Annotated in this window: 25 protein-coding genes; 10 read left to right on the top strand and 15 right to left on the bottom strand. The window is 42.0% G+C overall.

The window, feature by feature from the left end:
• The first annotated feature begins 6 nt into the window (after positions 1-6).
• From F2B13_RS16890 to F2B13_RS16870, 5 genes are all read left to right on the top strand, one after another.
• A complete protein-coding gene (locus F2B13_RS16890; protein WP_149304707.1) occupies positions 7-2,091 on the top strand; it encodes a PQQ-dependent dehydrogenase, methanol/ethanol family in 2,085 nt (694 codons plus the stop codon).
• Positions 2,092-2,152: 61 nt separating this feature from the next.
• Positions 2,153-2,533: a cupin domain-containing protein gene (locus F2B13_RS16885; RefSeq protein ID WP_149277292.1), complete on the top strand. Its 381-nt coding sequence runs from the start codon at positions 2,153-2,155 to the stop codon at positions 2,531-2,533.
• 165 nt (positions 2,534-2,698) lie between these two features.
• Entirely contained in the window at positions 2,699-3,370 is a 672-nt protein-coding gene (locus F2B13_RS16880; protein WP_149277291.1) for an alpha/beta fold hydrolase, read from the top strand.
• A gap of 68 nt (positions 3,371-3,438) precedes the next feature.
• Positions 3,439-3,636 (top strand): alpha/beta fold hydrolase, encoded by a 198-nt coding sequence (locus F2B13_RS20825; RefSeq protein ID WP_149277488.1) that lies wholly within the window; start codon positions 3,439-3,441, stop codon positions 3,634-3,636.
• 38 nt (positions 3,637-3,674) lie between these two features.
• Positions 3,675-4,184: a GNAT family N-acetyltransferase gene (locus F2B13_RS16870; RefSeq protein WP_149277290.1), complete on the top strand. Its 510-nt coding sequence runs from the start codon at positions 3,675-3,677 to the stop codon at positions 4,182-4,184.
• A 70-nt stretch (positions 4,185-4,254) separates the two neighbouring features.
• On the opposite strand, the gene F2B13_RS16865 is transcribed toward F2B13_RS16870, so the two are convergent.
• Positions 4,255-4,854 carry a TetR/AcrR family transcriptional regulator gene (locus tag F2B13_RS16865; protein ID WP_198439897.1) on the bottom strand — a complete coding sequence of 200 codons (600 nt, stop codon included), beginning with the start codon at positions 4,852-4,854 and terminating at the stop codon, positions 4,255-4,257.
• A gap of 71 nt (positions 4,855-4,925) precedes the next feature.
• On the opposite strand from F2B13_RS16865, the gene F2B13_RS16860 reads away from it, so the two are divergent.
• Complete coding sequence (locus tag F2B13_RS16860; RefSeq protein WP_149277288.1) at positions 4,926-5,375, top strand: cupin domain-containing protein; 450 nt, start codon at positions 4,926-4,928, stop codon at positions 5,373-5,375.
• A 164-nt stretch (positions 5,376-5,539) separates the two neighbouring features.
• Entirely contained in the window at positions 5,540-6,115 is a 576-nt protein-coding gene (locus F2B13_RS16855) for a c-type cytochrome (RefSeq protein ID WP_149277287.1), read from the top strand.
• Positions 6,116-6,154: 39 nt separating this feature from the next.
• Here the strand turns inward: F2B13_RS16855 and gldC are convergent, their stop codons facing one another.
• Positions 6,155-6,487: a gliding motility protein GldC gene (gene gldC, locus F2B13_RS16850; protein ID WP_149304706.1), complete on the bottom strand. Its 333-nt coding sequence runs from the start codon at positions 6,485-6,487 to the stop codon at positions 6,155-6,157.
• Between the two features lies 1 nt (position 6,488).
• On the bottom strand, positions 6,489-7,472 hold the full coding sequence (gldB, locus tag F2B13_RS16845; protein ID WP_149304705.1) for a gliding motility lipoprotein GldB: 984 nt from the start codon (positions 7,470-7,472) through the stop codon (positions 6,489-6,491).
• A gap of 70 nt (positions 7,473-7,542) precedes the next feature.
• Here gldB and nadE point away from each other — a divergent pair, with 70 nt between their 5' ends.
• On the top strand, positions 7,543-8,331 hold the full coding sequence (gene nadE, locus F2B13_RS16840) for an NAD(+) synthase (protein WP_149277284.1): 789 nt from the start codon (positions 7,543-7,545) through the stop codon (positions 8,329-8,331).
• 167 nt (positions 8,332-8,498) lie between these two features.
• On the top strand, positions 8,499-9,128 hold the full coding sequence (locus tag F2B13_RS16835; RefSeq protein ID WP_149277283.1) for a response regulator: 630 nt from the start codon (positions 8,499-8,501) through the stop codon (positions 9,126-9,128).
• Between the two features lie 56 nt (positions 9,129-9,184).
• Here the strand turns inward: F2B13_RS16835 and dnaG are convergent, their stop codons facing one another.
• The gene (gene dnaG / locus F2B13_RS16830; protein WP_149277282.1) at positions 9,185-11,167 is read right to left on the bottom strand and encodes a DNA primase; all 1,983 of its coding nucleotides are present in this window, start codon (positions 11,165-11,167) and stop codon (positions 9,185-9,187) included.
• Positions 11,168-11,333: 166 nt separating this feature from the next.
• On the opposite strand from dnaG, the gene F2B13_RS16825 reads away from it, so the two are divergent.
• Complete coding sequence (locus tag F2B13_RS16825; protein ID WP_149277281.1) at positions 11,334-11,579, top strand: zinc-ribbon domain-containing protein; 246 nt, start codon at positions 11,334-11,336, stop codon at positions 11,577-11,579.
• On the opposite strand, the gene F2B13_RS16820 is transcribed toward F2B13_RS16825, so the two are convergent.
• The 11 genes from F2B13_RS16820 to dtd form a co-directional block, all read right to left on the bottom strand.
• The gene (locus tag F2B13_RS16820) at positions 11,576-12,649 is read right to left on the bottom strand and encodes a hypothetical protein (protein WP_149277280.1); all 1,074 of its coding nucleotides are present in this window, start codon (positions 12,647-12,649) and stop codon (positions 11,576-11,578) included. The two genes, F2B13_RS16825 and F2B13_RS16820, sit on opposite strands and share 4 nt — an antisense overlap.
• 79 nt (positions 12,650-12,728) lie before the next feature.
• Complete coding sequence (locus F2B13_RS16815) at positions 12,729-13,478, bottom strand: hypothetical protein (RefSeq protein WP_149304704.1); 750 nt, start codon at positions 13,476-13,478, stop codon at positions 12,729-12,731.
• Positions 13,465-14,028, bottom strand: coding sequence for an RNA polymerase sigma factor (locus F2B13_RS16810; RefSeq protein ID WP_149277278.1), 564 nt, complete (start codon positions 14,026-14,028; stop codon positions 13,465-13,467). Before F2B13_RS16810 ends, F2B13_RS16815 begins: the two co-directional genes overlap by 14 nt.
• A 125-nt stretch (positions 14,029-14,153) precedes the next feature.
• Complete coding sequence (locus F2B13_RS16805) at positions 14,154-15,131, bottom strand: polyprenyl synthetase family protein (RefSeq protein ID WP_149277277.1); 978 nt, start codon at positions 15,129-15,131, stop codon at positions 14,154-14,156.
• A 118-nt stretch (positions 15,132-15,249) separates the two neighbouring features.
• Positions 15,250-16,290, bottom strand: a complete 1,041-nt coding sequence (rlmN, locus tag F2B13_RS16800) for a 23S rRNA (adenine(2503)-C(2))-methyltransferase RlmN (RefSeq protein ID WP_149304703.1) — start codon at positions 16,288-16,290, stop codon at positions 15,250-15,252.
• 117 nt (positions 16,291-16,407) lie between these two features.
• Entirely contained in the window at positions 16,408-17,457 is a 1,050-nt protein-coding gene (queA, locus tag F2B13_RS16795) for a tRNA preQ1(34) S-adenosylmethionine ribosyltransferase-isomerase QueA (protein ID WP_149277275.1), read from the bottom strand.
• 309 nt (positions 17,458-17,766) lie between these two features.
• Entirely contained in the window at positions 17,767-18,996 is a 1,230-nt protein-coding gene (gene aroA / locus F2B13_RS16790; protein ID WP_149277274.1) for a 3-phosphoshikimate 1-carboxyvinyltransferase, read from the bottom strand.
• Positions 18,997-19,045: 49 nt separating this feature from the next.
• Positions 19,046-19,372: a nucleotide pyrophosphohydrolase gene (locus tag F2B13_RS16785; protein ID WP_149277273.1), complete on the bottom strand. Its 327-nt coding sequence runs from the start codon at positions 19,370-19,372 to the stop codon at positions 19,046-19,048.
• Complete coding sequence (locus F2B13_RS16780) at positions 19,338-21,323, bottom strand: DUF3857 domain-containing protein (RefSeq protein ID WP_149277272.1); 1,986 nt, start codon at positions 21,321-21,323, stop codon at positions 19,338-19,340. The genes F2B13_RS16785 and F2B13_RS16780 overlap by 35 nt, the downstream gene beginning before the upstream one ends.
• The gene (locus F2B13_RS16775) at positions 21,320-23,230 is read right to left on the bottom strand and encodes a DUF3857 domain-containing protein (RefSeq protein ID WP_149277271.1); all 1,911 of its coding nucleotides are present in this window, start codon (positions 23,228-23,230) and stop codon (positions 21,320-21,322) included. The genes F2B13_RS16780 and F2B13_RS16775 overlap by 4 nt, the downstream gene beginning before the upstream one ends.
• An 81-nt stretch (positions 23,231-23,311) precedes the next feature.
• Entirely contained in the window at positions 23,312-23,767 is a 456-nt protein-coding gene (gene dtd, locus F2B13_RS16770; protein ID WP_149277270.1) for a D-aminoacyl-tRNA deacylase, read from the bottom strand.
• Between the last annotated feature and the right edge of the window lie 29 nt (positions 23,768-23,796).

Raw genomic sequence — 23,796 nt, 5'->3', positions numbered from 1 at the left:
ATTTAGATGAATTTTAGAACAACAAAAACTTACCTAAGAATTCTGCTAATCCCCATTGTTTTTCTTATGCACTTGGGCTGTATAGACGCAGATAAAGATATAAAATTCATCGATGATGCCCGCCTGGTCCAGGCCGACGAAACGCCCCAAGAATGGCTTTCCTACGGTCGTAACTATTCAGAGACCCGTTTTAGCCCCCTCGATCAAATCAACGCTTCGAATGTGGACAGTCTCGGCCTGGCCTGGAGTTTGGTTTTGGGCACAAAACGCGGTTTGGAGGCTACCCCGATCGTGGCCGACGGTATCATGTACTTTACGGGAACATGGAGTAAGGTGTATGCGGTAGACGCCAGAAAGGGAGAAGTGCTCTGGGAGTACGACCCTCAAGTGCCCAAAGAATATGGCGAAAAGGTTTGCTGTGATGTCGTTAATAGGGGTGTAGCTATTTATGAAGATACTATCTATGTGGGAACGCTCGATGGCCGATTGATTGCCATTGATGCCAAAAGCGGGCAAATGGTATGGGAGGTGGTAACGGTGGATCAAAGTAAGCCCTATTCCATCACCGGAGCCCCAAGAATTGTGAAGGGCAAGGTTATTATCGGTAATGGCGGTGCCGACTTCGGTGTCAGGGGATATGTTACCGCTTATGATGCAAGGACTGGAGCTCGGCAATGGCGGTTTTATACCGTACCGGGAAATCCGAAAAACGGCTTTGAAGACGAGGCTATGGAAGAAGCGGCCAAGACATGGACCGGAGAATGGTGGGACTACGGAGGTGGAGGCACCCCTTGGGATGCCATGGCGTACGATCCTGAACTAGACCTCCTCTATGTGGGCACTGGAAATGGCTCTCCCTGGAATAGGGATATTCGTAGTCCCGACGGAGGCGACAACCTGTACCTATCTTCCATTTTAGCCCTCGATCCCAATAATGGAAGGCTTATCTGGCATTATCAAACGACCCCGGGTGATTCTTGGGACTATACCGCTACCCAACATATTATTCTCGCCGATTTGTCCATAGATGGCAAGAAAAGGAAAGTGCTGATGCAGGCACCCAAAAATGGCTTTTTTTGTGTGCTCGATAGAACGGATGGGTCGTTGATATCCGCCGAGCCTTATGTGTATACGAATTGGGCCAAGAAAATTGACAAAACAACGGGTCGGCCGGTCGAAACGGAATTTGCACGGTACCCCAAAATGAATTCCCAAATCTCCCCACCTGCTTCTGGAGGGCACAATTGGCAACCCATGGCCTATAGCCCCAAAACCGGACTCGTATACATCCCGGCCAGCGAAGAGGGCATGTTTTATGGCCAACCTACAAATTATAGATTTTTAAACGACTCCAGAACATGGAACATGGGCATTGGCTTCGATCCAAAAAACAAGACGCATTTAGATTCGATGTCGGGCAGGAATTTCGGCAAACTGATCGCCTGGGACCCCGTTGCCCAAAAGGAGAGGTGGAACTATTGGCAGAAGTCCGTTTGGAACGCCGGGGTGCTAGCTTCGAACGACTTGATATTTCAAGGTAACGCGGAAGGGGAATTTATAGCCTTTGAAGCCGCGACGGGTAAAAAATTATGGTCATTCCCGCTAAATTCAGGAATTATTGCGGCCCCGATTACCTATGCTATTGATGGAAAGCAATATGTTTCGATTTTAGTGGGATGGGGCGGTGTCAGAGGGCTTTGGTCAAAGTTCACCGATCAGATCAACCCCGGTACCCTCTTTACTTTTGTTCTGGGAGGTGAAGCCAAAATGCCCGAATTCCCCGAGCAGCCTCAAAAGCAATTGGTCGATATGGATATTGAGGCGACAGTGGTTGAATTGGAACATGGCGGGCAATTGTTTCAGCGCTATTGTGGCAAGTGTCACAGGGGCGGTGGGTCTATTCCTGACCTGACGTACTCTACACCACAGATTTTTGAATCATTTCAACAAATCGTCGGGGAAGGAGCATTGCTCGGACTAGGGATGCCCAATTTTGGTGACAGACTTTCAGAGGATGACATTGGCGACGTTAAGAACTATATTTTAAGTGTTGCGCAATCCAGGATTGAAAATAATCAGAATAGCCATTAGAGGGATACCATAAAAAAGCAAACCAAAAATAATCTTATGAAAATTCTAAAATTCAGAGCGTATGAAACTCAATAAAAACAAAATTCCGACCACCATGCAGGCACCCGATACCACGATGCGCGCCCAACCCAATTATGGCGGCATGACCGTTTGCTTCAATGAATTGCCCAAAGGCACCGATTTCACACCCTTACTTGAAGGTCTGTCCAACGATAGCTGCCATTGTCCACACTGGGGCTACGTTTTGGAAGGGGAAATGCTGATTATCTACGACGACGGAACCAAGGAATTGCTGCAAGCCAACGATGTGTTCTATTTGCCACCGGGCCATACGGCTATCGTACAAAAGGATATCAAGTTCATCGATTTCAATCCCTCGAAGGCCTTTGATGAGGTTATTGCGCATGTGGGCAAAAAAATGGAGGAAATGGAGGATCAATAAAGAATGATACAAGGAGATTTTCTCACGTAACCACAATATTTTTAAAATTAAAATTCCTTTCTGAAGGGTCAAAAGCTACCCGGTACCATACAAATCATGGTCAGTTAGAGTTGACTCGGTTCGGACGGGAGTCAAGGTAATTGCCTTTTACTATAAGAACAATCCATGAAAACCTTAAAACTAATTCTGTTACTCTTCCTTTCAATAAGTTTTACCGCCTGCAAAACCCAAAACCAAAGCACTCAAACCCAAACCGAGACATTCATGGTCGACCGGCCAAAATCGGTCGATATCCGCGGGGAAAAACTCCATTACATCGAGCAAGGCTCCGGGGAGCCCTTAATTTTCATACATGGAACGGTAGGCGATTACCGGGTTTGGATTTCCCGAATGGAACCCTATTCCAATGACACCCATGTCATTGCCTACAGCCGTCGCTATGCGTGGCCGAACAAAAAGGTATTTGATCAAACCGCGGATTATTCCGTCCGGATCCATGCCGATGACCTGTACGCACTGATTCAAAAGATGGGATTAAAAAAAGTGAATCTGGTAGGTCATTCCTATGGGGCCTATACCGCCCTAACCATGGCCTTAGACCATCCCGAAGCGGTAAAATCCATGGTATTGGGAGAACCCCCGGCCATCTCCTTGTTGGAAAATGCCTCCGAAGCGGGCAAGGCCAGTTTCGATACTTTTAAACGAAAGAATCTGGGGTCCGCAGCAACGGCCTTCCAAGATGATGACAACGAAAAGGGAGTAGAATGGTTCTTAAAAGGAGTCTTAGGCGATGGTTTTTCCATCGATGAGGTGCCCCCTGTGGTAAAACAGGCCTGAATGGACAATCTACCAGAGGTCTGGGGCGCGGCGATGACCGATTGAACGTAACTTTGGATACCAATTAAATCAAAAGTCTAAAAATTCCAGTACTGTTATTAAAAGGAGACCTTTCCCCCGACTGGTTCGGTGCGGTTGCAAATGAATTGCACCGGCTATTGCCACTGAGTGAATTGATTACCATTGAGAACTCTTCCCACGGCCTCTATTTCGAACAACCGGAAGCGGTGGATAAGGCTGTGATGGAATTCCTTGAAAATCATTGAACAAATGATAATACGTCATGCATTCGTAACTTTAGGCCATGCAAGCGGTTAAAGTACATTTGCGTAAGCTTCGGAAAACGGATGTCAAACCTATGGCCCAACTTGCCAACAACAAAAAAATCTGGGATAATGTACGCGATGCTTTTGGTCACCCCTATACGGAAAAGAACGCGCAAGAGTTTTTCGAACATCAGGCACAAAGTGATACTGAAGTAGTATTTGTCATTGATTATGAAGGGGAATTTTGTGGTCTTTGCGGCTTGATACGGCAAAAAGATATCTATCGAAAATCCGCGGAAATCGGTTACTGGGTGGGTGAACCGTATTGGGGACAGGGCCTGGCCACGAAAGCGATTTCACTATTGGTTTCACACGCGTTCGAACAACTAGGTTTGGTCCGTGTCTACGCCGGGGTATTCGAATATAATTTGGGATCGATGAGGGTCTTGGAAAAGAACGGGTTTCTGCGGGAAGGTATTTCTAAAAAAGCAATCTTCAAAAATGGTGAATTTTGGGACGAGTATCGGTATGGCTTGGTCAAGGCATAATACGCTAAACGGAATATGCCAAAAGGCACTGAAAAAAGAGGTTTAGCGAGATTTTTTTGACCTTATCAATCTATTTATCTTCTGCCAAACAACCCTTCACCAGCATTTCAAGGCCCCAACGCAAGGTTTCCCTTGATTGTACATTGGTAAGTTTACAGACATCTTTGGTGACCATTATAGCCTCAATGCCCATCAATAGAACGGCAACGTGCGTGAGATTTTTTTTAGCGCCTTCACTGAGACCGGTCTCATTATCATCAAAAAAATTTCGGATGGCCGTAATACGGTTTTGGCCCCTTTCAAGTTTAGGGTCGGACGAAGACAGCATGGCTCCCAAAAACTTTTTTGAGGGTATCTCGTTTCCGAAAATAAAATCGAGGTAGGTTTCCTGTATGCCCAATAATGCATCCATTAGGGGTTGGTTATTGAACTTCACCTTCAAACTATCCCCACTGGGCACATTAAGTTGCAAAATCAATTCAGTCGCGATTGAATCGGTACTGGAGTAATACCGATACACGGTTGCCCTTGAAATTCCAGCCTTGGAAGCAATGGCCTCCATACTTAGCGTACGTTTTGATTTCAACAGTTCGTTGGCCGCCTGTAGAATCTTTCTACGGGTCGTCAGCTTCTGTCTTTTTCTTCCGGAAAGCAAATGTTCCTTTTTCACGAGACAAATGTCTTATAAAATTTTGTAATTAGAAAATTTGTAATTATACTTGTGAGACAAAAATCTCATAAATGAAAAATAACCAACCTTTATGGATTCTAGGACATAAGGTCAACCTACATCCAACTTCGGGTAATTACGATCTCGCGCACTTTCAAACTCCTGCTAAATCACAAGGACCTCCACCTCACATTCACAGCAACTACGAAGAATCGTTTTTGATTTTAGAGGGTGAAATGGAGTTTATGATCAACGGTACGACCAAAACTTTTACAGCGGGGGAATCGATCGATATACCGCCAGGCACTTTACATACTTTTTCAAACACTAGTGAAAGGCCTTGTACGTGGGTAAACATACATAGTCCGAAAGGCTTTTCCGAATTCTTTACCACTTTTGGTGTGCCAGAGAATGAGAACAATGCGATTGAAAAATCGGTCAGTCCTGAAATTATTGAAAAAGTTTTGGCAACGGCACCTAATTATGATATGGCTATTCCACCTCCATCTGGAAATCAATAGCTTCAGGGGATATTAAAATTTAAATTCCTAGCAGCTTCAGCCGTATGTTCTTTTTAAAGCATTCCAACCAAATTGACCAAAGAAAATCATGGCCCTTTGGGGGAAGGGTCTTGGTTTTCTTAAAACCTCCCGACTTTCTTATAACTATCAAACCTTTTACAATTATGAAAACAAAACCATTAAGCATGGTATGCCTAGTAGCGATTTTTCTGATCGCTTGCCATGACAAGAAAAACTCGGAAGCAGAAATGATCGAGACTACAGTTGAATCTCAAAATAACCTTGAGCGCGGAAAATACCTGGTCGATGCATTGGGGTGTGCCGATTGCCATACTCCAAAAAAAATGACTGCCCAAGGCCCAATCCATGATATGGACAAATATCTAATGGGCTTTGACGGCTCACAATCCCTGCCGCCTGTGCCTGAAAATGTGCCCATTGGTCCATGGGTACTTTTTGCCGGCGACCTAACCGCTGCCGTAGGCCCATGGGGCACCTCCTATGCGGGTAACCTCACGCCGCACGAAACAGGAATAGGAAATTGGAGTTTGGAACAATTCAAAAAAGCGCTTCGAGAAGCCAAATTCAAAGGCCTTGACGATTCAAGACCGATAATGCCCCCCATGCCTAAACATTATGCCTATTTGACCGACGAAGATATCACCGCCATATTTGAATATTTAAAGACCATCAAACCGATAGATAATGTAGTGCCCGCCTATCAACCGCCATCATCATGAACAAGGGGGTATCTGTATTCGTTGTTTATAGTGAACGCCTTATTTCAAGTCCAGTTTCTCGGCAAAATAAGCACAGAAATCCTTCATGGTAGCCGTCATTTTTTCATCCTGTGTGGCCTTCATAAACGTATCGGAAAGTGACACCAAAGTTTGGTGGAAGAAAATCTTCATTTCATCAACAGGCATGTCTTTGGTCCACAAATCGATCTTAAGGGACTCCTTGTTTTTACTATCCCAGACGGATAACAACATGGCCTTCGCTTCTTCGTTGACCACGCCCCCATCTTGTGCTGACCAAGTCAACTCCTCGGGAACTCGATTTTCGTCAAGACCGACTTTAAGGGTAATTTCAGAAGTATGTAAATTCGCCATATTATTTTTTGGGTTTATACTTGGATTGTTTGAATAGTTCTTCCGCGGAAATCCGTAACATTTGCTGAAGCGATACCTCGTTATTTTCCATAAACGAACGAACGATCTGCCACCCCATATAGCGCCCGATCCGCCCAGGAGATTCATTGTCAAGTTCCAATCCGAACTTTGAAAAGGGGGCGGGGTCTAAAAAGCGCCTATCCAATGTGTTTTCCGTACTATACAGATATTCTTGCGCTATAAAGTTACGCCAAATAGGCTCTTCGTTTTTTTTGGCCCAAGTCAATTCATCTTCAGTATACTGTATTTTTTGGGCATCGCTATCAAAGGGTATAATCTTATCTTTCAGGTATAGTTCTTTTCCATAATAAATCATATGGGAAAGAAAAGTTCGATCTTGAGGTCGGGGCACGACCTGTTTGGCAAAGGCACTGGCTATATCACTTACCAAATATTGACGATCAAGACCTTTCGCAATATATTTCGGAATATCACGATAAAACCTGTGGTCGGCCCCCAGATAATTATCCAATCCAATCAATAAAAGGCTATCCGTAAGAATAATTCGATTATTATAATCCACTTCGGAAGTTACCGTAATGATTTTTGGAATATTGTAATTCGGAAAATAGAATTTGATATGCTTGAAGAGAAGATCGAGCTTGTCCGACTCATCGTCAAAGTCATCGAAGGCATGTCCTACCTCCGAAAAAAGTTCCAGTTGAATGGAGTCGCTAAGCTTGGCGATCCAAACGCTATCGGCATACTGGGCCGGAAAAAGATAAGGGTATTTTTGCTTTAGATTCGATAGACCTATTGGTTCGACGTTGGCAAACTCTCGTTCAAAACGGTACACCTGAAGGTCTATTTCTATTTTTTCAATTGCTTCGGCTTTCTTATCAGTATCAGCACAACCATAAAAAAGGCCTGAAATTATCAAAACACTAAAAATACACTTTGTAGGAGAAAGTATTCTTCTATACATTTTAATATTTAATGCCAAGACGCTATTTTTAACAGACAAAGTTAGTCGTTTCTTACATAATCTACACCCTATGAAAACAGAAAAGGTCATTGAGTACATTGTAAACTGGTTAAAAGAGTATTCATCTAAAGCAGGCACCAAAGGGTTTGTTATCGGAGTTTCAGGCGGAATCGACTCTGCTGTAACCTCGACCCTTTGTGCCAAGACCGGCCTTGATCTAATGTGTATCGAAATGCCAATCCACCAGGCCGAGAATCAAGTCGACCGTGCATCTCGCCACATAGAATGGCTACAGTCGAATTATACGAATGTAAAGCGGCAACCCGTAAACTTAACCCCGGTTTTCGATAGCCTGATAGCTGCCTTGCCTTCGGTCGACAATGAAGAAGAGCGTTTTATGTCACTGGCAAATACCCGTGCCCGCTTACGGATGACAACACTCTATTATTTTGCTGCCTTACAAGGCTACCTAGTGGCTGGAACAGGTAATAAGGTAGAAGACTTTGGTGTAGGGTTTTACACTAAATATGGTGACGGGGGCGTAGATTTGAGTCCAATTGCAGATTTATTAAAAACCCAAGTATATGAAGTGGCAGCGTCTTTAGGAGTCAACGAAGATATTATTCAGGCACCGCCTACAGACGGACTATGGGGAGATGATAGAACGGACGAAGATCAAATAGGAGCGTCGTACCCTGAGCTGGAATGGGCAATGAAAATGCAAGAAGAAGGAAAAGCTATTGATGATTTTTCAGGTCGGGAAAAAGAAGTATTTCGTATATTCCTGAAATTTAATTCATCGAATCGACATAAGATGATTCCCATACCGGTATGTGAGATTCCTGATTCGTTATTTTAGCAATTTGACCTAAAAGGCGGTTATCTAATCGAATAAAATCATAAAATTCAGGCTTTTATTGAAAAAAATATGAATTTTGTGAAACAAATAAGATATTAAAGCCCTACATTGCATGTCAGTATTTTTAGACGGCTATCCAGCGTTTAATATCGTGAAAAACAAAACAAATGATTAAAGTATTGATTGCCGACAACCATCCGATAATAAGAATGGGTGTTACACATGTTTTGGAAGCTGCCAATGGTTTCGAGGTTATCGATGCCGTCTCTACAACTTCTGAGCTCTTCGAGAAATTGAAGAGTTTATCTCCCGACGTTTTGATGCTTGAGATGGATATTCCTGAAATCAACGGTATTGCAGCCCTTCGAAAAATCAAAAAGGAATATCCTGATGTAAAAGTATTGATCTACAGTGGACAATCAGAGGATGTGTATGCATTGAGTACCATCAGAGCGGGTGCCTTTGGTTATCTATCAAAAGCATCTGATGTGGATTATATTATTTCAGCTGTACAAAAAGTAAGTGAGGGCAACATGTTCATCACCAATGAGCTTGCCCAAAGATTGGCCTTCGACGAGGGAACGCAAAAACCGAGAAGGTTCTTCAGAAAACTTTCCACTCGCGAAGTAGAAGTCTTAAAGCTTTTAGCCAGCGGAAAAAGAAACAAAGACGTAGCAATTGGTCTCAATCTCAACGAAAAGACGGTAAGTACTTACAAAGCACGTTTGATGAAAAAATTGAATGTCGATAATATGGTCGATCTTCTACAGCAGGCCAAGGCTCTTGAGCTCTACTAGTGCTGCTTACCACTAAAATTTATCTAGCCCCGTAAATCTTCATTTACGGGGTTTTTTCATGAAAGGACCCTGTTTAATTTTTCGTTCAACAATTTATTAAGGCGGAGGTAATTCATGATTTCTTCCAAAGTCTCCCGATTATCGGATTCCGCCTCGGTTTCCGAAGTATTCTTTTGCAAGGCCTTCATTCTTTTTTTTATGAGAAAGCACCGTAACGTTAAAATAGTCTCGCTCACCAACTGATTGACCCCTTCTTGCTTACCTTTCGGATAGATATCCTTCCTTTCCCAGTTATGCAATACATATTTTTCTTCCTCCATTAGAATAGAAGAAACTTCAGCGACCATTATTTGATCTAAATCCGATAGAAAAGTATTAATCGAAAAATCATCGCTCTCGTTCAAAGCGGTTATTAATCTATAATAAAGTGCCCTAAAACGTTCATTGGCCAGTTCTATTTCATCCTCTTGTAGATCGAGATATATCTTTTCGTATACTTTCACTTCCAATGATTCGGGTTCCAATACGAGGTTGCCCGCATCGTTCTCCTTGAGCACCAAATCTTCGAATTGCTGTTTTTCGTTGCCATAAAGCAACAGAATCTCAATAATCTTACGTTCTAATTCAAATTGCACATCGACCTTCTCAGCCTTTTCATTTTTAACGACCTCAAAAGTCTTTTGCTCATCCCTGGCCTTTTTTGAAGCATCGGCCAAACCCTTCTTACCAATTTGTGCAAGCGTACTGAAAAGTACCCCTTCGGAGACCTTCATAATATGGGCACATTCTTGAATATAGATTTCCCTTTTGATGGCGTCGGGTATCTTAGCTATACTGTTGACGATATCACGAACCGTTTCAGCCCGTTTTATGGGGTCATTGGCCGCATCCTTGGCCAAAAGGTTTGCCTTGAATTGAATAAAGTCTTTTGCGTTCTCATCTAGGTAGTGCAAGACATCTTCCAGTTCGTTGTTCTTGGCAAAACTATCCGGATCGTCTCCCTGGGGAAAGGTGCAGACCTTTACGTTCATTCCTTGTTCGAGAATCAAGTCTATTCCCCGTAACGAGGCACGAAGCCCTGCTGCATCACCATCAAAAAGCACTGTAATATTCTTGGTCAATCGATTGATCAACCGAATCTGTTCCGAGGTTAAAGCTGTTCCGCTGGAGGAAACCACATTATGTATCCCTCGTTGATACAGCTGTATGACATCAGTATAGCCTTCGACCAAATAACAATTATCTTCTTTCGAAATGGCCTGTTTAGCAAAATAGATACCGTAGAGCACCTTACTTTTGTGGTAAATTTCGCTTTCAGGGGAATTGAGGTATTTAGCAGCCTTCTTATCATTACCTAGAATTCGGCCTCCAAAGCCAAGTACCCTTCCACTCATGGAATGAATGGGGAACATTACCCGGCCTTTAAAACGGTCGAAGGTCTTCGAATTATTCGGGTTTTGAGGATCTTCCTTTACAATGGTAAGACCTGTTTTTTTCAGGTATTCAAGCCTATATCCTTTATCAAGTGCTGTTTTGGTAAATCCATCCCATTGGTCCAGACAATAACCCAGTCCAAATTTATGAATGATATCATCGTCAAATCCCCTTTCCTTGAAATAACTGAGGCCAATTGCCTTGCCCAATTCCGTTTCCCATAACATCTCAGCGAAGTGTTTTTGAGCAAATTCCGAAACCAGGTACATGCTTTCGCGTTCATTGGCTTCCTGCTTTTCTTCATCGGTACGCTCTGTCTCCTCGACTTCTATATTGTACTTTTTGGCTAAATATTTTATGGCCTCCGGATACGTAAAATGTTCGTGTTCCATTAAAAATGCCACTACATTGCCCCCTTTCCCACTACTGAAATCTTTCCATATCTGTTTGACCGGCGATACCATAAAGCTTGGCGTTCGCTCGTCGGTAAACGGACTCAATCCTTTAAAATTGGAGCCTGATTTCTTCAACTGCACAAAATCACCGATAACCTCTTCTAATCGAGCGGTTTCATATACTTTGTCTATTGTCGATTTTGTTATCAAGGATATTCGTTTTTTGAAGAAATGCCAATATACGTAAAGATAGAATTAAAGGAAGTATGGTCTTACATAAAATGCATGCTCAAAGGCTAAATCGATAGGGATACTCTACTGGCGTAAAAAACAATCATTTTGTATCTTAGAGTACATTGAACGTTAACCTCATCTCATGATTCTTTTCTTTGGAACGCGGCCTGGAAAAACGGAAACCATGCGACTTGATACCGTTACTTGTCCATATTGCGAACAAACAGGAACCATTACGGCATCTAAGTCGACCAATTGGTTCCATTTATTTTGGATAAAACTGTTTAAGATCTCAACCAAAATGATTGCCGAGTGCTCTTTTTGCAAGCGTGTTTACTTTGAGAATGAGTTTACAGAAGAGATGGAAAGCGCCCTAAATCACTCTTAATCCAGATCAAACCGTAAGCCTAAAGAAATATTTCGTTGCGCAATAGCTGCATCCTTAAAAATTGGATTCAGATCGTACTTGACATAAAGTTGAACACCGTCGAAACCAGCATAAGCACTTAGACCGTAAATGAAATTTGAAGTGTTGTAATTTCGTTTCAGTTTCTCCTTAACATTTTCCCCATCAACTTCATACTTTAGTTTTTGTCTGGTCGATAAATTCAGACCGGCGTAGCCGCCAAGGCCAAGTCGAAATTGATTATGAATCGAATACCGTATACGATCTTTATTTTTTTTCAGCTTTGAGGGGCCTAACTCGAAATGCAATGGAAAAACAAGGTTGTCGTTCCTGAACTTTGACTTTTTGAGTTCCCTATCAAATTCTTTCAAACGTACTTGATCGTTTTCAATGACAAAATATTGGTTATCCATTATTTTTAATCCATTGAACTGAAACGAAATTCCGTAGTGCAACCGTAAAAAATTAGAATTCTTAAAGACCCTCGTGCGCCATGCCCATCCGATTTCAAAAAATCGGCTTCCTCCAATTTTATAAGGTGAATCGTCTAAAGAAACTCCCTCAATTATGGCATTATTAAGGCCGAAAGCAAGAACGGGATCTCCATAGGTTCTGCGGTCATAGATAACCTTCTTTTGGTTTCCCGAATTGTATTTGATGCCAAACAAGATATCTCCCTGATCATCGTCGGCACCAAAACCGATCTCGATATTGTTGGTTTGCATATTGAGGTCAACGGTGCCCTCACGTTTCAGCAATTCAATCGTATTCTCTAAAATGGCTATTTTATTCTCTATATTGAGGGCGTGCTTTTCGGCGGCCTTATTTTTTAATGTTTGTGCTCTTTCCGTTGAAATTTCCTCCCTTTCCAACCTTTGATTAATTTGTTGCACTTCGAGTTTTAGGGCTTCACGTTCTTCATCGGTCACCTTTTGTTTTTTTTCTTCAAGTTGTGCGATTTGATAGTCTAAGGTTTGGTCTTCTTGGGCCGTTAGCCGGTGCATAAAAAAGATACACACCCATATCACGGAATGGATTACTATAGTTTTCATAGGATTATAATTTAGCACTCCCCTAGCCCCTCCGTACGAAGAGGAGCATAAAGGGAGATTGATTAATGATTGATGAAATTTATTTATTACGGTCTGCAACGGCCGTTCGAACTTTAATGTAGCCTTCTTTTAGGACATCGAATAATTGGTCGCGAAAAGACTTGTCAAGCTCTTGTTCGACATCGGCCAATAACGCTGCGGGGTCAACGGAATTATCTTTGGTGAAAATTTTCTCTTTGAGCAGTTGCTGTTGTGCCTCGTGTAAAAGGGCATCGATTTCCGCCTCGGAAACTGTCGTATTATTCCTTTCCAACATAGCGACCTGAGCGACAATTTCCGAAACTTTTGTATTTATCAAGGCCTCCGATAGGCCCTCATAGGCCTGGGTTACGACCATCACTTTCTCTTGTACCTGGGGTACAGGTTCGATAGCCGCTATCTCTGCTTCTTTCTCATCATGAGCGACCGGCTTTTCGTTTTCTGGACCGTTTGCCACTACTTTGTCGGTGTTCATTTTGATCTCAACTAGGTCATCTATTACAGGGGTATCCTTTTCGTCCCGACTTTCAGAACCGGTTGAATTTTCAACTGTTTTCGACACCACAGAAGGCACGGGAACCGGAACCTTATCCTGTTGAAAGTACCATACGGAAACAAGCAAGACACCGAGCAGTGCTGCAGCAATACCATACCAAACTGGGTACTTCCTTTTTGACCGTTGTTGGGCCTCCAATTTCGCCGAAACGCGTTCCCAAGCACTTTCCGATGGCTTTATCTCTTGATTGCGCAACTGTTCCCGTATATATTTTTCAAATTTATTCGGTGCCATACCCTATTATATTTTGTTCTTTGAATTTCTGCTGTAGCCATTTACGGGCCTTAAAATATTGTGTTTTTGAAGTGCTTTCCGAGATATCAAGCATTTCGGCAACCTCTTGATGCTTATAGCCCTCAATCGCATGCAGCACGAATACGGTTCGATAGCCCTCGGGTAATCCATCGATCAACCTCTGAATATGTTCCACGTCGAATTCCATAGCATCTCTAGTACTAGGTGGACCTACCTTTTCGAAAAGATCTCCATCGTACACCACAAATTGTCTTTTCCTTAAATAGGAAATACTTTCCCGCACCATAATCCTTCTAATCCAACCCTCAAAGCTACCCTGACCCCTGAACGTATGAAGATTTTTAAATACTTTCACAAAACCTCCGACCATTACATCTTCTGCAAATTGAAGGTCTCCAATATATCTTCGGCATACACCAAGCATTTTTGGAGCGTACTTCTCATAGAGGTGTCGTTGTGCCGAGGGTTCTCCTGATACAGCTCTTTTAATAAGCTGCTTTTCGTCTTTGTAAAATGGAATGATTTTCAACGTTAAAAAATTATACTCTATATAGATAGACGCTTGAATTTTGTAAAAGGTTGTCCGCGAAGGGCAATACTAGTAAAAAACTAGGTGCTACAACCTATTGTATCTTGAGGGAAGGCGTAATGCCTCTACTTCTTACGGTCAACCACGTAGTTTACCATCAATTTAAGTGAATCTCTAAATTCAGAATCCGGATAGGTTTCCAACAGTGTCAGGGCTTCCTCTTTAAAATGCAACATTTTATGAACGGCATATTCAAGCCCCCCATGATCTTTGACAAAAGTAATTACTTCTTTGACCCGCTTTTTATCCTTATTATGGTTTTTAACAGAATTGATTAACCATTTTTTATCCGCTTTTGAACAATTATTCAGGGTATAAATTAAGGGAAGGGTCATTTTCTGCTCTTTGATATCGATACCAGTAGGCTTTCCAATTTTTTCTTCCCCGTAGTCAAAGAGGTCGTCTTTTATTTGAAAAGCCATTCCGCACAGTTCGCCAAATTTTCTAAAAGTTTCCACATCGGGAGAATCGGGCTTCACCGAACAAGCTCCAAGGCTGCAGCAAGCTGCGATCAGGGTGGCGGTTTTTTGACGGATGATACTGTAGTAGACCTCTTCGGTAATATCTAAACGCCTTGCTTTCTCTATTTGTAGTAGTTCTCCTTCGCTCATCTCACGCACGGCTACTGAAATTATACGCAAGAGGTCGAAATCACCATGGTCAATCGAAAGTAGGAGGCCTTTTGACAGCAAGTAGTCCCCCACCAAAACGGCAATCTTGTTCTTCCATAAGGCATTGACCGAGAAAAAACCCCTTCGCTTATTACTATCATCGACCACGTCATCGTGTACCAAGGTGGCGGTATGAATTAATTCAATGACCGAGGCTCCTCGATAGGTACGTTCGTTCACTTCCCCGTTATTTAAAAGTTTGGCGGTCAAAAAAACAAACATAGGCCTCATCTGTTTGCCTTTACGATTAACTATATAATAGGTAATACGATTAAGGAGCGCAACCTTTGAAGACATCGCCTCGCGGAACTTGGCTTCAAAAAGTTCCATTTCTCTATTGACCGGCTCCTTTATTTGTGCTACAACCTTCAAGTTGTCGATTTAGTGATTTGTTGGTTCGGGATATAAATTTAGGTAAATAAAGTGGTTTCAGGTTTTAAGTTTTAATCCTTTTGACGGTTAGGAAGCAAAATAGAATAGGGTGTAAATACTATGATTTATTTGCCAATTGACCACAGGCCGCATCGATATCCTTACCTCTAGAACGTCGAACGGTTACCACAATGCCATGGCGCTCGAGCGTATCTACATACAGATCGATGGCTTTATTGGATGCCTGTCTGAAATCACCCTCATCAATAGGGTTATATTCTATTAAGTTTACCTTAGATGGCGCAAAACGGCAAAAATCGACCAGGGCCTCCACATCTCTCAGTTTGTCATTAATACCCTCCCATACTACATACTCATAGGTTATGCGACTTTTGGTCTTGTTATACCAATATTTCAAGGCTTCACGTAAATCAGAAAGGTTGAAAGTTGCATTGAAAGGCATTATAGTGGTGCGAACGGAATCAATGGCCGAATGTAGCGAAACCGCCAGTTTGAACTTAACCCCATCATCTGCCATTTTTTTAATCATTTTGGGCACCCCAGAGGTCGATAAGGTAATACGCTTTGGTGACATCCCCAAGCCTTCAGGAGAGGTTATCTTGTCAATGGCCTGCAGCACATTGTTATAATTCATTAGGGGTTCACCCATTCCCATAAAAACAATATTGGTCAAAGGGCGGTCAAAGTAGAGACGACTCTCGTTATCTATGGCTACCACCTGGTCATATATTTCATCGGGATTTAGGTTACGCATACGTTTCAATCGGGCCGTGGCACAAAAACGGCAATCGAGACTGCATCCCACTTGACTTGAAACACAGGCTGTGGTTCTCGATTTAGTAGGTATCAAAACCGATTCGACAACAAGATCGTCATGAAGGAGAACGGCGTTTTTAATGGTGCCGTCACTACTCCGTTGCATTTGGTCTACCTTAATATGATTGATGGTGAAATTGGACTCTAACATCTGTCTGGTCTCCTTTGAAAGATTCGTCATCCCCTCAAAAGAATGGGCCGATTTATGCCAAAGCCATTCGTAAACCTGGTTTCCCCTAAATGCTTTATCCCCATGGGAAACAAAAAAATCGCGCAACTGTTCCTTCGTGAACGCTCGAATATCTTTTTTTTTGGTTTCCATTGTAATAAGATAAAGAAACCCTTCCTTATTTCCTTTTGGCCATAACGAAGGGTCTAATGTTATAAGATGGGATTCCTGTTTTTTTTGGAAGGTATGCAAAAAACTACCCCTACCTCTTTAGATGATCAACATGGCATCTCCATAGGAATAAAATTTATACTGCTCCAGTATAGCTTCCTTATAGGCCTTCTTCATTAAATCGTGCCCTACAAATGCCGAAACCATCATTAAAAGTGTTGACTTGGGCAAGTGAAAATTGGTTACCATGCAGTTTGCAATACTAAATTCGTAAGGTGGGAAAATAAACTTGTTGGTCCATCCATCAAAAGTATTCAAAGTATGCTCTGAAGAAACGGCACTTTCAAGACCGCGCATTACGGTAGTACCTACCGCACAGACTTTTTTCTTATTTTCTTTCGCCCTGTTTACCACTTCTGTGGCACTTTCATCGATAATCAATTCTTCGCTATCCATTTTGTGTTTGGATAAATCCTCTACCTCGACTGGATTGAACGTACCCAAACCAACATGTAGGGTGACTTCGGCAAAATTCACGCCTTTTATTTCCAATCGTTTTAGAAGATGTTTTGAAAAGTGAAGACCTGCTGTAGGGGCCGCTACCGCACCTTCATGCTTTGCATAAATAGTTTGATACCGATTTTCGTCTTCAGGCTCAACGTCTCTTTTAATATATTTTGGAAGCGGGGTCTGCCCTAACTCACGTAGTTTCCTTCTAAAATCGATATACGAACCGTCATACAGAAATCGTAATGTGCGCCCTCTCGAGGTGGTATTATCTATAACTTCGGCGACCAAGGTTTCATCATCCCCAAAATAGAGTTTGTTTCCAATACGTATTTTACGTGCGGGATCTACCAAAACATCCCAAAGACGTTGTTCTTCATTTAGTTCACGCAGCAAAAAGACTTCTATTCGAGCTCCTGTTTTTTCTTTATTACCGTACAAACGTGCGGGAAAAACTTTGGTATTGTTCAAAACCATGACATCTCCCTCATCAAAATAGTCGATAAGATCTTTGAACATTTTGTGCTCGATCTTTCCAGTTTCACGGTGAATCACCATTAGTTTAGACTCATCTCTGTTTTCAGCGGGATATTCGGCCAATAAATTGTCAGGCAGCTCAAAATTGAAGTGCGATAATTTCATTTTTTAGTTTCAGTGTTTTTCATAAGGTAAATAAGTCCTTATGATGATTATATAACTCCTTATTGCGCAATACAGAACCGAGGTTGGATTTTTTCAGTACCAAGGCACTTCGATTAAAATCATAAAAAGTTTGCGGCTGCAAATATACGATGAGCGAACAGCGGATGTCAAGTAAAACATGGATTATATTAAATATGTGGCAACAAACATGAACCACCATGATTTTGTACAGAAAAAGCACCATAAAAAATCATCGTAAAATACTAAAAACCATAGTTCTACAATGACAATCCGATCCTTGAGAGTGGCTTAAATGGGTTTAACTCCAAAACGTAATTTGTCCAAATCCTTCCAAAAATCTGGATATGATTTTGACACGACCTCGGCGTCATTGATAATTAGGGAAGTTTTTAGGGCTAGTGGGGCAAAGGCCATAGCCATTCTATGATCGTTATAGGTATCGATGGCCACATCTTTCTTTTGGGTGGAAGAAGGGCTTAATGAAAGCGTCTTATGGGTAACAGTGATATGTGCACCAAGCTTGGTGAGCTCGGTATGCAGGGCCTCAAGTCGATCTGTCTCCTTTATCTTAAGGGTGTGCAAGCCCGTCAGATGACAAGATATTCCCAAACCAAAACAAGTAACGGAGACGGTCTGTGCAATATCGGGCGCATTGCTCAAGTCATATTCGAGATGCGTCGGCACATCGTGTTCCGTCTTTTTTAAGATAATTTGATTGTCTTTAAACAGAGTTTGAACTCCGAAATCGGCATATAATTCAGCCAAGATACTGTCACCCTGTAAACTGTTTTTCTTATAGGAGGAGAGTGCTATTTGGGAGCCAACTTCCGACAATGCGACAATGCTATAAAAATAGGATGCGGAGCTCCAATCCGATTCCACGATCAATTTTCTCGGTGTTACTTTTTCTTGGGGCGAGACGTTTATGGTGTTGCCCATAAAAGAATTTTCCACTCCTATTTCAGACAAAAGAGCCAAGGTCATTTTAATATATGGAACCGATGTAATCTTTCCCAATAGCTCGAGTTCCAGCCCATTGACCAAACTTGGTGCGATCAATAGAAGTGAAGATATATATTGGCTGCTGATATTGGCTGGAAGACTTACCTTATTTCTAACAAGCTTCTTCCCTTTGATATGCAGTGGAGGGTACCCCTCATTCTTTACATGGGTGATATCGGCACCCAAAGTGCGTAAGGCTTCTACCAATACTTTTATGGGACGTTCGGTCATTCTCTGAGACCCTGTCAAGGTTACTTCATGACCCTCTTGACAAGCGAAATAACCCGTTAAAAACCGCATGGCGGTACCTGCGTGGTGAATATCGACCTGTCCTTCTTCAATTTGCAACCCTTGTTGCATGACTTGGGCATCATCTGAATTGGATAGGTTTTCTATAGTGATGTTCGGATACAAGGCTTGCAATAAAAGAGAACGGTTCGATTCACTTTTAGAGCCTGTTACCTGGATATCAGAATATAATAGATTGCTCGGAGGGGCGTATAGGTGCAGTTTCAAGAGTGCGATTTTAATAGTTTCAGACCAAAATAAAAGCTCAAATATAGTACTATTTGAGCTTTTCGTTGTTCTTATGGCGATCGTGATCTCTTTTGGTTTTCAACTTCATTTTTTTATCAAATGCCGCTTGAAGATCTATACCGGTCTGATTGGCAAGGCAAAGAGTAACAAAAAGAACGTCGGCCAGTTCTTCGCCTAAATCTTTTGCTTTATCCGATTCTTTTTCACTTTGCTCACCGTACCTTCGGGCTATGATTCTGGCCACTTCGCCCACTTCTTCGGTAAGCTGGGCCATGTTGGTCAGTTCGTTAAAATACCGTACACCATGGTCTTTGATCCAGTTATCTACTTCCTGCTGTGCTTTCGTTATACTCATTGTCCGTTTTAGAGAGAACAATCTGTTCCGCCCCTTTAATAATTATTTGGTTATAGTATTCTTTAATATAGGGGTAATTGATAGCTGCTATTACCGCTTTGTTTACTTCAAAGGTAACGGATAATTGAATGCCATTTGCGGCATTTTGCACCGCATATTTATAAATACCGAGATTATCGGGTAGTTTAATGATAGCGGCCGAGGGTAATGATTCGACCTGATAGCCTTCAGGAAGCTTAATATTTACCATATACCGTTCGCGAAAAGGAAAGCCATAATCTATCGGATATTCACGCTTATCCAACTTAAACGGATTCTCCTCGATTTTAAGGAACGATAAGGGCTGTAGATAAATTTTGTCATTGATCACATCGGCTCCGTTCTCTTGTCGGTAATGAAAGGACTCGGAAACATGGCCCTCATAAGAGTCTACGTTTTTTGCTTCATACTCCGAGATTTCCATACCGGTATATTTGCTTTCCTTGTCCCTGAGGTAATTTTCCAAGTCTTGGTTTTTAAGGCTCTCTCGGAAGCGATATGCCGCATGGTTGGTAAACCTCGAGCGGTAGTTGCCCGAAACAATACCTTCTTGGTCGACTTCCATTTTTACGGAGTACATACTCTCGGCCTTTTGTGGTGCAATATTGAAAATATGTTTCCATACCATATTTTCGTTATCCACGAGAAGCCCGCCCCAATTATAATCACGGATTGGCAATAGGTTTACATCGCTGAATTCCTCGGTGGCATCCATATAGTAGTCTTCACCATCGATTTTAGCATGGGCAATTACAAAATTCAAGCGATCCAAAGTGGGAAAAAAGGGAATGGCATTTTCTTTTGTACTAAGAATAACCGGGTTCGCATGTATACCCGCATATCGCAACATGGCCACCAATAAGAGATTAATGTCGGCCGCATTCCCCTTTTTTTCCTTAATGGTCTTTTTAAGCCCATGCTGAAAGGATTTACCGTCCATTCCGTTCCACTCGGTATTGTCTTTCACATACTTGAAGAGTATGTTGGTGATTTCCAACTTGTCGGTTTTTCCCGATAGGATGGCGTCTAATTCGTCATCAAAAGAACGGGTCTTATCCAATTGATTCTTATAGTCATCAGTATTTCCGATGCTTTTGGCTACATCGCCCCAGCTATGGGCAAAACTCTTGGTAGGATAACCGGGTAAATCAATGGATACTAACTCGAAGAGGGCACCGGCCCTATAATTATGTATGTTATCTACATAACTTTCGGCTTTAAGTGCCGGAACATTCCTTAAATCGAAACTTGTCACTACCACGTCCATTCCGATACGGTTGTCCCGTTTGATGTTTTCTTGTGAGGTAAATGGAACATATCCCTTTTGGGTCTGCCTAAAATTATAACCCTTCGGTGTTCGCAACTCGGCCCTGACCTGTTTGACAGGTATGTCCTTTTGAAAACGAAACTCATCAATAAGCCAATAAAAGGGTGAAGATACATAGTATTCGAATTCGATGACCGACCCTTCCTTGACATTGGGCATTGTAAATTTTACCTGATCGTAGTTAAAGCTGAGCTCACTTTCGAAAATCTGATCCTTGTCCAGTTCCGATTTTACGATTTTGTCTTGCTCTAGGTTGTAGGTATACCCCTTTATTTTCCTGACGCTTTCTTTATCGGACCGACCGTTATAAAGATTTATCTGCTCCGTCGCGTACTCAAATCCTGCTTTATTGTACACTTTGATGCGCTCGTGAATCTCGGTAATCAAACGGGGGTAACCATTGTTCGATTGCATGTAGGTATTCTGGTAGCGATAAAGTACGGCCGCCGGTGCGTCAGGATCTAATGCGTATTCCTTTTCCAGTAACTCTTCCTTACTGACTTCACCAAATTGGATTTCTTGGCACCATAAGGTTTGAACTGAAATGAACGCAAGAAGTAGGGGTAATTTTTTTGTCGATATCATAAGATGGGTTTTATTACAATTTTAGCACTGTCGTTTTTTGACACTTCCTTCATAAAATCACGATAAGCGGTATAATCCGAATTGGGATATGTGCCTTTTTTGACCAAAAATTTTCTCTGGAGAAAAATCTTGCCTTCGCTAAAGGTGAAATCGATCCGATAGTATCCAAATTTATTTTCGACAGTCATTGCTTCAGGCATTGATTCTACTCCATAACCGTCGGGAATCTCGATGCTAAATTCATCTTCATCCAGAAAGCCACGCTGTATTTCAAAAGGCAATTTTCGATCATAATAACGGTCAGGTATGTAGTCAAAATTGTTAAATGCATTAGCGGCGAAAAGAAGACGTTCACCGCTTTTAGAGGCATAATGAGAGGCATCTACCGATACCTCCTCGGTAAATTCTACGGCGCTGTCGTCATTTTGAAAACGATACGTTTTGACCTTCAGGTTATTGATATTATGCCAGTAATTTTTGTAGTGTTCCTGAATTTTATCTTCTGGCCGTTGCGCCAAGGTAAAGTGATTATCGTACTGTATACCACGGGTTCTGATAGTAACATTACCATTAATACTTCCATCGGTCCGTAGCGCATAAGATCCCTGGGTCAGCTGGTAATTCTGCTCATTTGTGTAGGCTACGGTTCTTACAATTTCGCCACCGTCAGGTTTTATCACCAAAACTTTTCTATCGTCCGTAAAATCCCCGATAAACCCGAACGGATGTACTTGCGAAGTACAATCGATCCAATGATATTTTCCTTCATAGGGAACGGCCAAAATAACGTGGTTTCCTTGGGCCAAATCTGGAAATTCCTCTTCGAAATCGACCTTTTCACGGCCTGCTTCGACATGTACATAATAGGCCTCTACGCCAACTGAATTAAGCAACGCCTTTGTATAATTCGACAGGCCCTTGCAGTCACCATACTTCAGTCGGTCGACCTCGATAGCATTAATGGGCTGAATGCCCCCGATACCCACCTGTACACTTATATATCGCGTATTCTCTTGTACGTACTTATAAATAATTTTTGCCTTTTCAAGGTCGTTATTCGCGTCCTTCACCAAAGTCTTGACCTTTTCCTTGGTGGCCGGTAATAGTTCATCGCGACCCTTGAGTAGGTTACCGGACATCCATAGGCCCAAATCTTTCCAAGTATCAATTTTTGCGTCGTAACCCTCATACTGAAAGTTCACGGGTCGCACCATAATCTGCGGTGCTATTTCCTTAAATGATGGAGACATACTTTCTTCCTTGAGAGCAGGGATATTTCTCGCTTCAAAGGAAAAACCTTTATCGTTGTCATCCTTGCTATAGACGATGCCCTCTAAATTTTTTTCCTTTACTGCCGGTTTTAAATCAGGCCGGGCATAATTAATAGACAAGCTGCTTTTCTCCGTGCTGACCCTAAAATCGTCAAGAAATCTCCAAACTGACGGAATTTCACCCGTATTTTTAGTGGTCGTTTCATATGTAAGTTCTATCGTGTAGGGATACTCTATCGGTGTGTAATGATAATACTTGTAGCGGGAATCGGAGTAAAGGGTACTGCCATCAACGGCACTAACGTCTTTAAACTCCTTTTCCTTTATCTTATCGCATTCTTTACCGGAAGCATCGTAAACGACCGCTTGAATATTCTTTACCTTCCGGCCTTTATCATAGCCCACGTAAACAGTTGCATACGCATTTCCTTTTTCATTCAATACGGTGACTGCCCTCTTATGTCTGATATTCATGCTATTAAGTGCAGACAACTCCACTACCATTTCATCGACACGAACCACCGCATTGGCATTTTCGGTCAAGGCTTTATTTAAATTTAAAGCCTGGTAATCAGTTTTTTGTGAAAAAGCTAGGAATCCTAAAAAGAAAAAATAAACTAAAATAAAGTGTCGCATTGGTGGGGGTTCGGTTGATAAACTACAACGCGAAGCACTTATTTTTCTTACAAAAAACAAGAAAAATTCGACAAAACGAAACTATTCTTTGTTCTTCGTATCGATAGCGATCGTAACAGGACCGTCATTGAGCAAAGCCACTTTCATATCGGCGCCAAAAATTCCTGTTTTTACTTTTTTACCCAAATCAAGTTGTACCTGTTTTACGAATTTTTCATAAAGTGGTATGGCAATTTCAGGTTTGGCCGCCTTACTATATGAAGGGCGATTTCCTTTTTTGGTCGATGCATGCAGGGTGAACTGGCTTACCACGATTATCTCTCCCCCTATAAGACTCAGAACCGATTCGTTCATCACACCATCGGCATCGTTGAAAATACGAAGATTGACAATTTTCCGGGAAAGCCATTCGATGTCGTCTTGTGTATCGCCATCTTCTATACCCAGTAACACCAAAAGGCCCATTTCAATTTCTGAGACTATTTTATCCTCTACCGTCACACTTGCACTGGAGACACGCTGTATGATTGCCCTCATGATATCGGTAAATTTCCAAATTTAGAAAT

The organism is Pareuzebyella sediminis (assembly GCF_008367235.1).
GTDB lineage: Bacteria > Bacteroidota > Bacteroidia > Flavobacteriales > Flavobacteriaceae > Pareuzebyella > Pareuzebyella sediminis.
Note: the sequence above shows the minus strand (reverse complement) of the source record. Positions and strands in the feature narration are given on the sequence as shown.

What these genes read in the sequence shown, in the direction of transcription:
- F2B13_RS16890 (WP_149304707.1), top strand. Translation starts at nt 7, where the DNA reads ATGAATTTTAGAACAACAAAAACTTACCTAAGAATTCTGCTAATCCCC.
- F2B13_RS16885 (WP_149277292.1), top strand. Translation starts at nt 2,153, where the DNA reads ATGAAACTCAATAAAAACAAAATTCCGACCACCATGCAGGCACCCGAT.
- F2B13_RS16880 (WP_149277291.1), top strand. Translation starts at nt 2,699, where the DNA reads ATGAAAACCTTAAAACTAATTCTGTTACTCTTCCTTTCAATAAGTTTT.
- F2B13_RS16870 (WP_149277290.1), top strand. Translation starts at nt 3,675, where the DNA reads ATGCAAGCGGTTAAAGTACATTTGCGTAAGCTTCGGAAAACGGATGTC.
- F2B13_RS16860 (WP_149277288.1), top strand. Translation starts at nt 4,926, where the DNA reads ATGAAAAATAACCAACCTTTATGGATTCTAGGACATAAGGTCAACCTA.
- F2B13_RS16855 (WP_149277287.1), top strand. Translation starts at nt 5,540, where the DNA reads ATGAAAACAAAACCATTAAGCATGGTATGCCTAGTAGCGATTTTTCTG.
- gldC (WP_149304706.1), bottom strand. Translation starts at nt 6,487, where the DNA reads ATGGCGAATTTACATACTTCTGAAATTACCCTTAAAGTCGGTCTTGAC.
- gldB (WP_149304705.1), bottom strand. Translation starts at nt 7,472, where the DNA reads ATGTATAGAAGAATACTTTCTCCTACAAAGTGTATTTTTAGTGTTTTG.
- nadE (WP_149277284.1), top strand. Translation starts at nt 7,543, where the DNA reads ATGAAAACAGAAAAGGTCATTGAGTACATTGTAAACTGGTTAAAAGAG.
- F2B13_RS16835 (WP_149277283.1), top strand. Translation starts at nt 8,499, where the DNA reads ATGATTAAAGTATTGATTGCCGACAACCATCCGATAATAAGAATGGGT.
- F2B13_RS16825 (WP_149277281.1), top strand. Translation starts at nt 11,334, where the DNA reads ATGATTCTTTTCTTTGGAACGCGGCCTGGAAAAACGGAAACCATGCGA.
- F2B13_RS16820 (WP_149277280.1), bottom strand. Translation starts at nt 12,649, where the DNA reads ATGAAAACTATAGTAATCCATTCCGTGATATGGGTGTGTATCTTTTTT.
- F2B13_RS16815 (WP_149304704.1), bottom strand. Translation starts at nt 13,478, where the DNA reads ATGGCACCGAATAAATTTGAAAAATATATACGGGAACAGTTGCGCAAT.
- rlmN (WP_149304703.1), bottom strand. Translation starts at nt 16,290, where the DNA reads ATGGAAACCAAAAAAAAAGATATTCGAGCGTTCACGAAGGAACAGTTG.
- queA (WP_149277275.1), bottom strand. Translation starts at nt 17,457, where the DNA reads ATGAAATTATCGCACTTCAATTTTGAGCTGCCTGACAATTTATTGGCC.
- F2B13_RS16785 (WP_149277273.1), bottom strand. Translation starts at nt 19,372, where the DNA reads ATGAGTATAACGAAAGCACAGCAGGAAGTAGATAACTGGATCAAAGAC.
- F2B13_RS16780 (WP_149277272.1), bottom strand. Translation starts at nt 21,323, where the DNA reads ATGATATCGACAAAAAAATTACCCCTACTTCTTGCGTTCATTTCAGTT.
- F2B13_RS16775 (WP_149277271.1), bottom strand. Translation starts at nt 23,230, where the DNA reads ATGCGACACTTTATTTTAGTTTATTTTTTCTTTTTAGGATTCCTAGCT.
- dtd (WP_149277270.1), bottom strand. Translation starts at nt 23,767, where the DNA reads ATGAGGGCAATCATACAGCGTGTCTCCAGTGCAAGTGTGACGGTAGAG.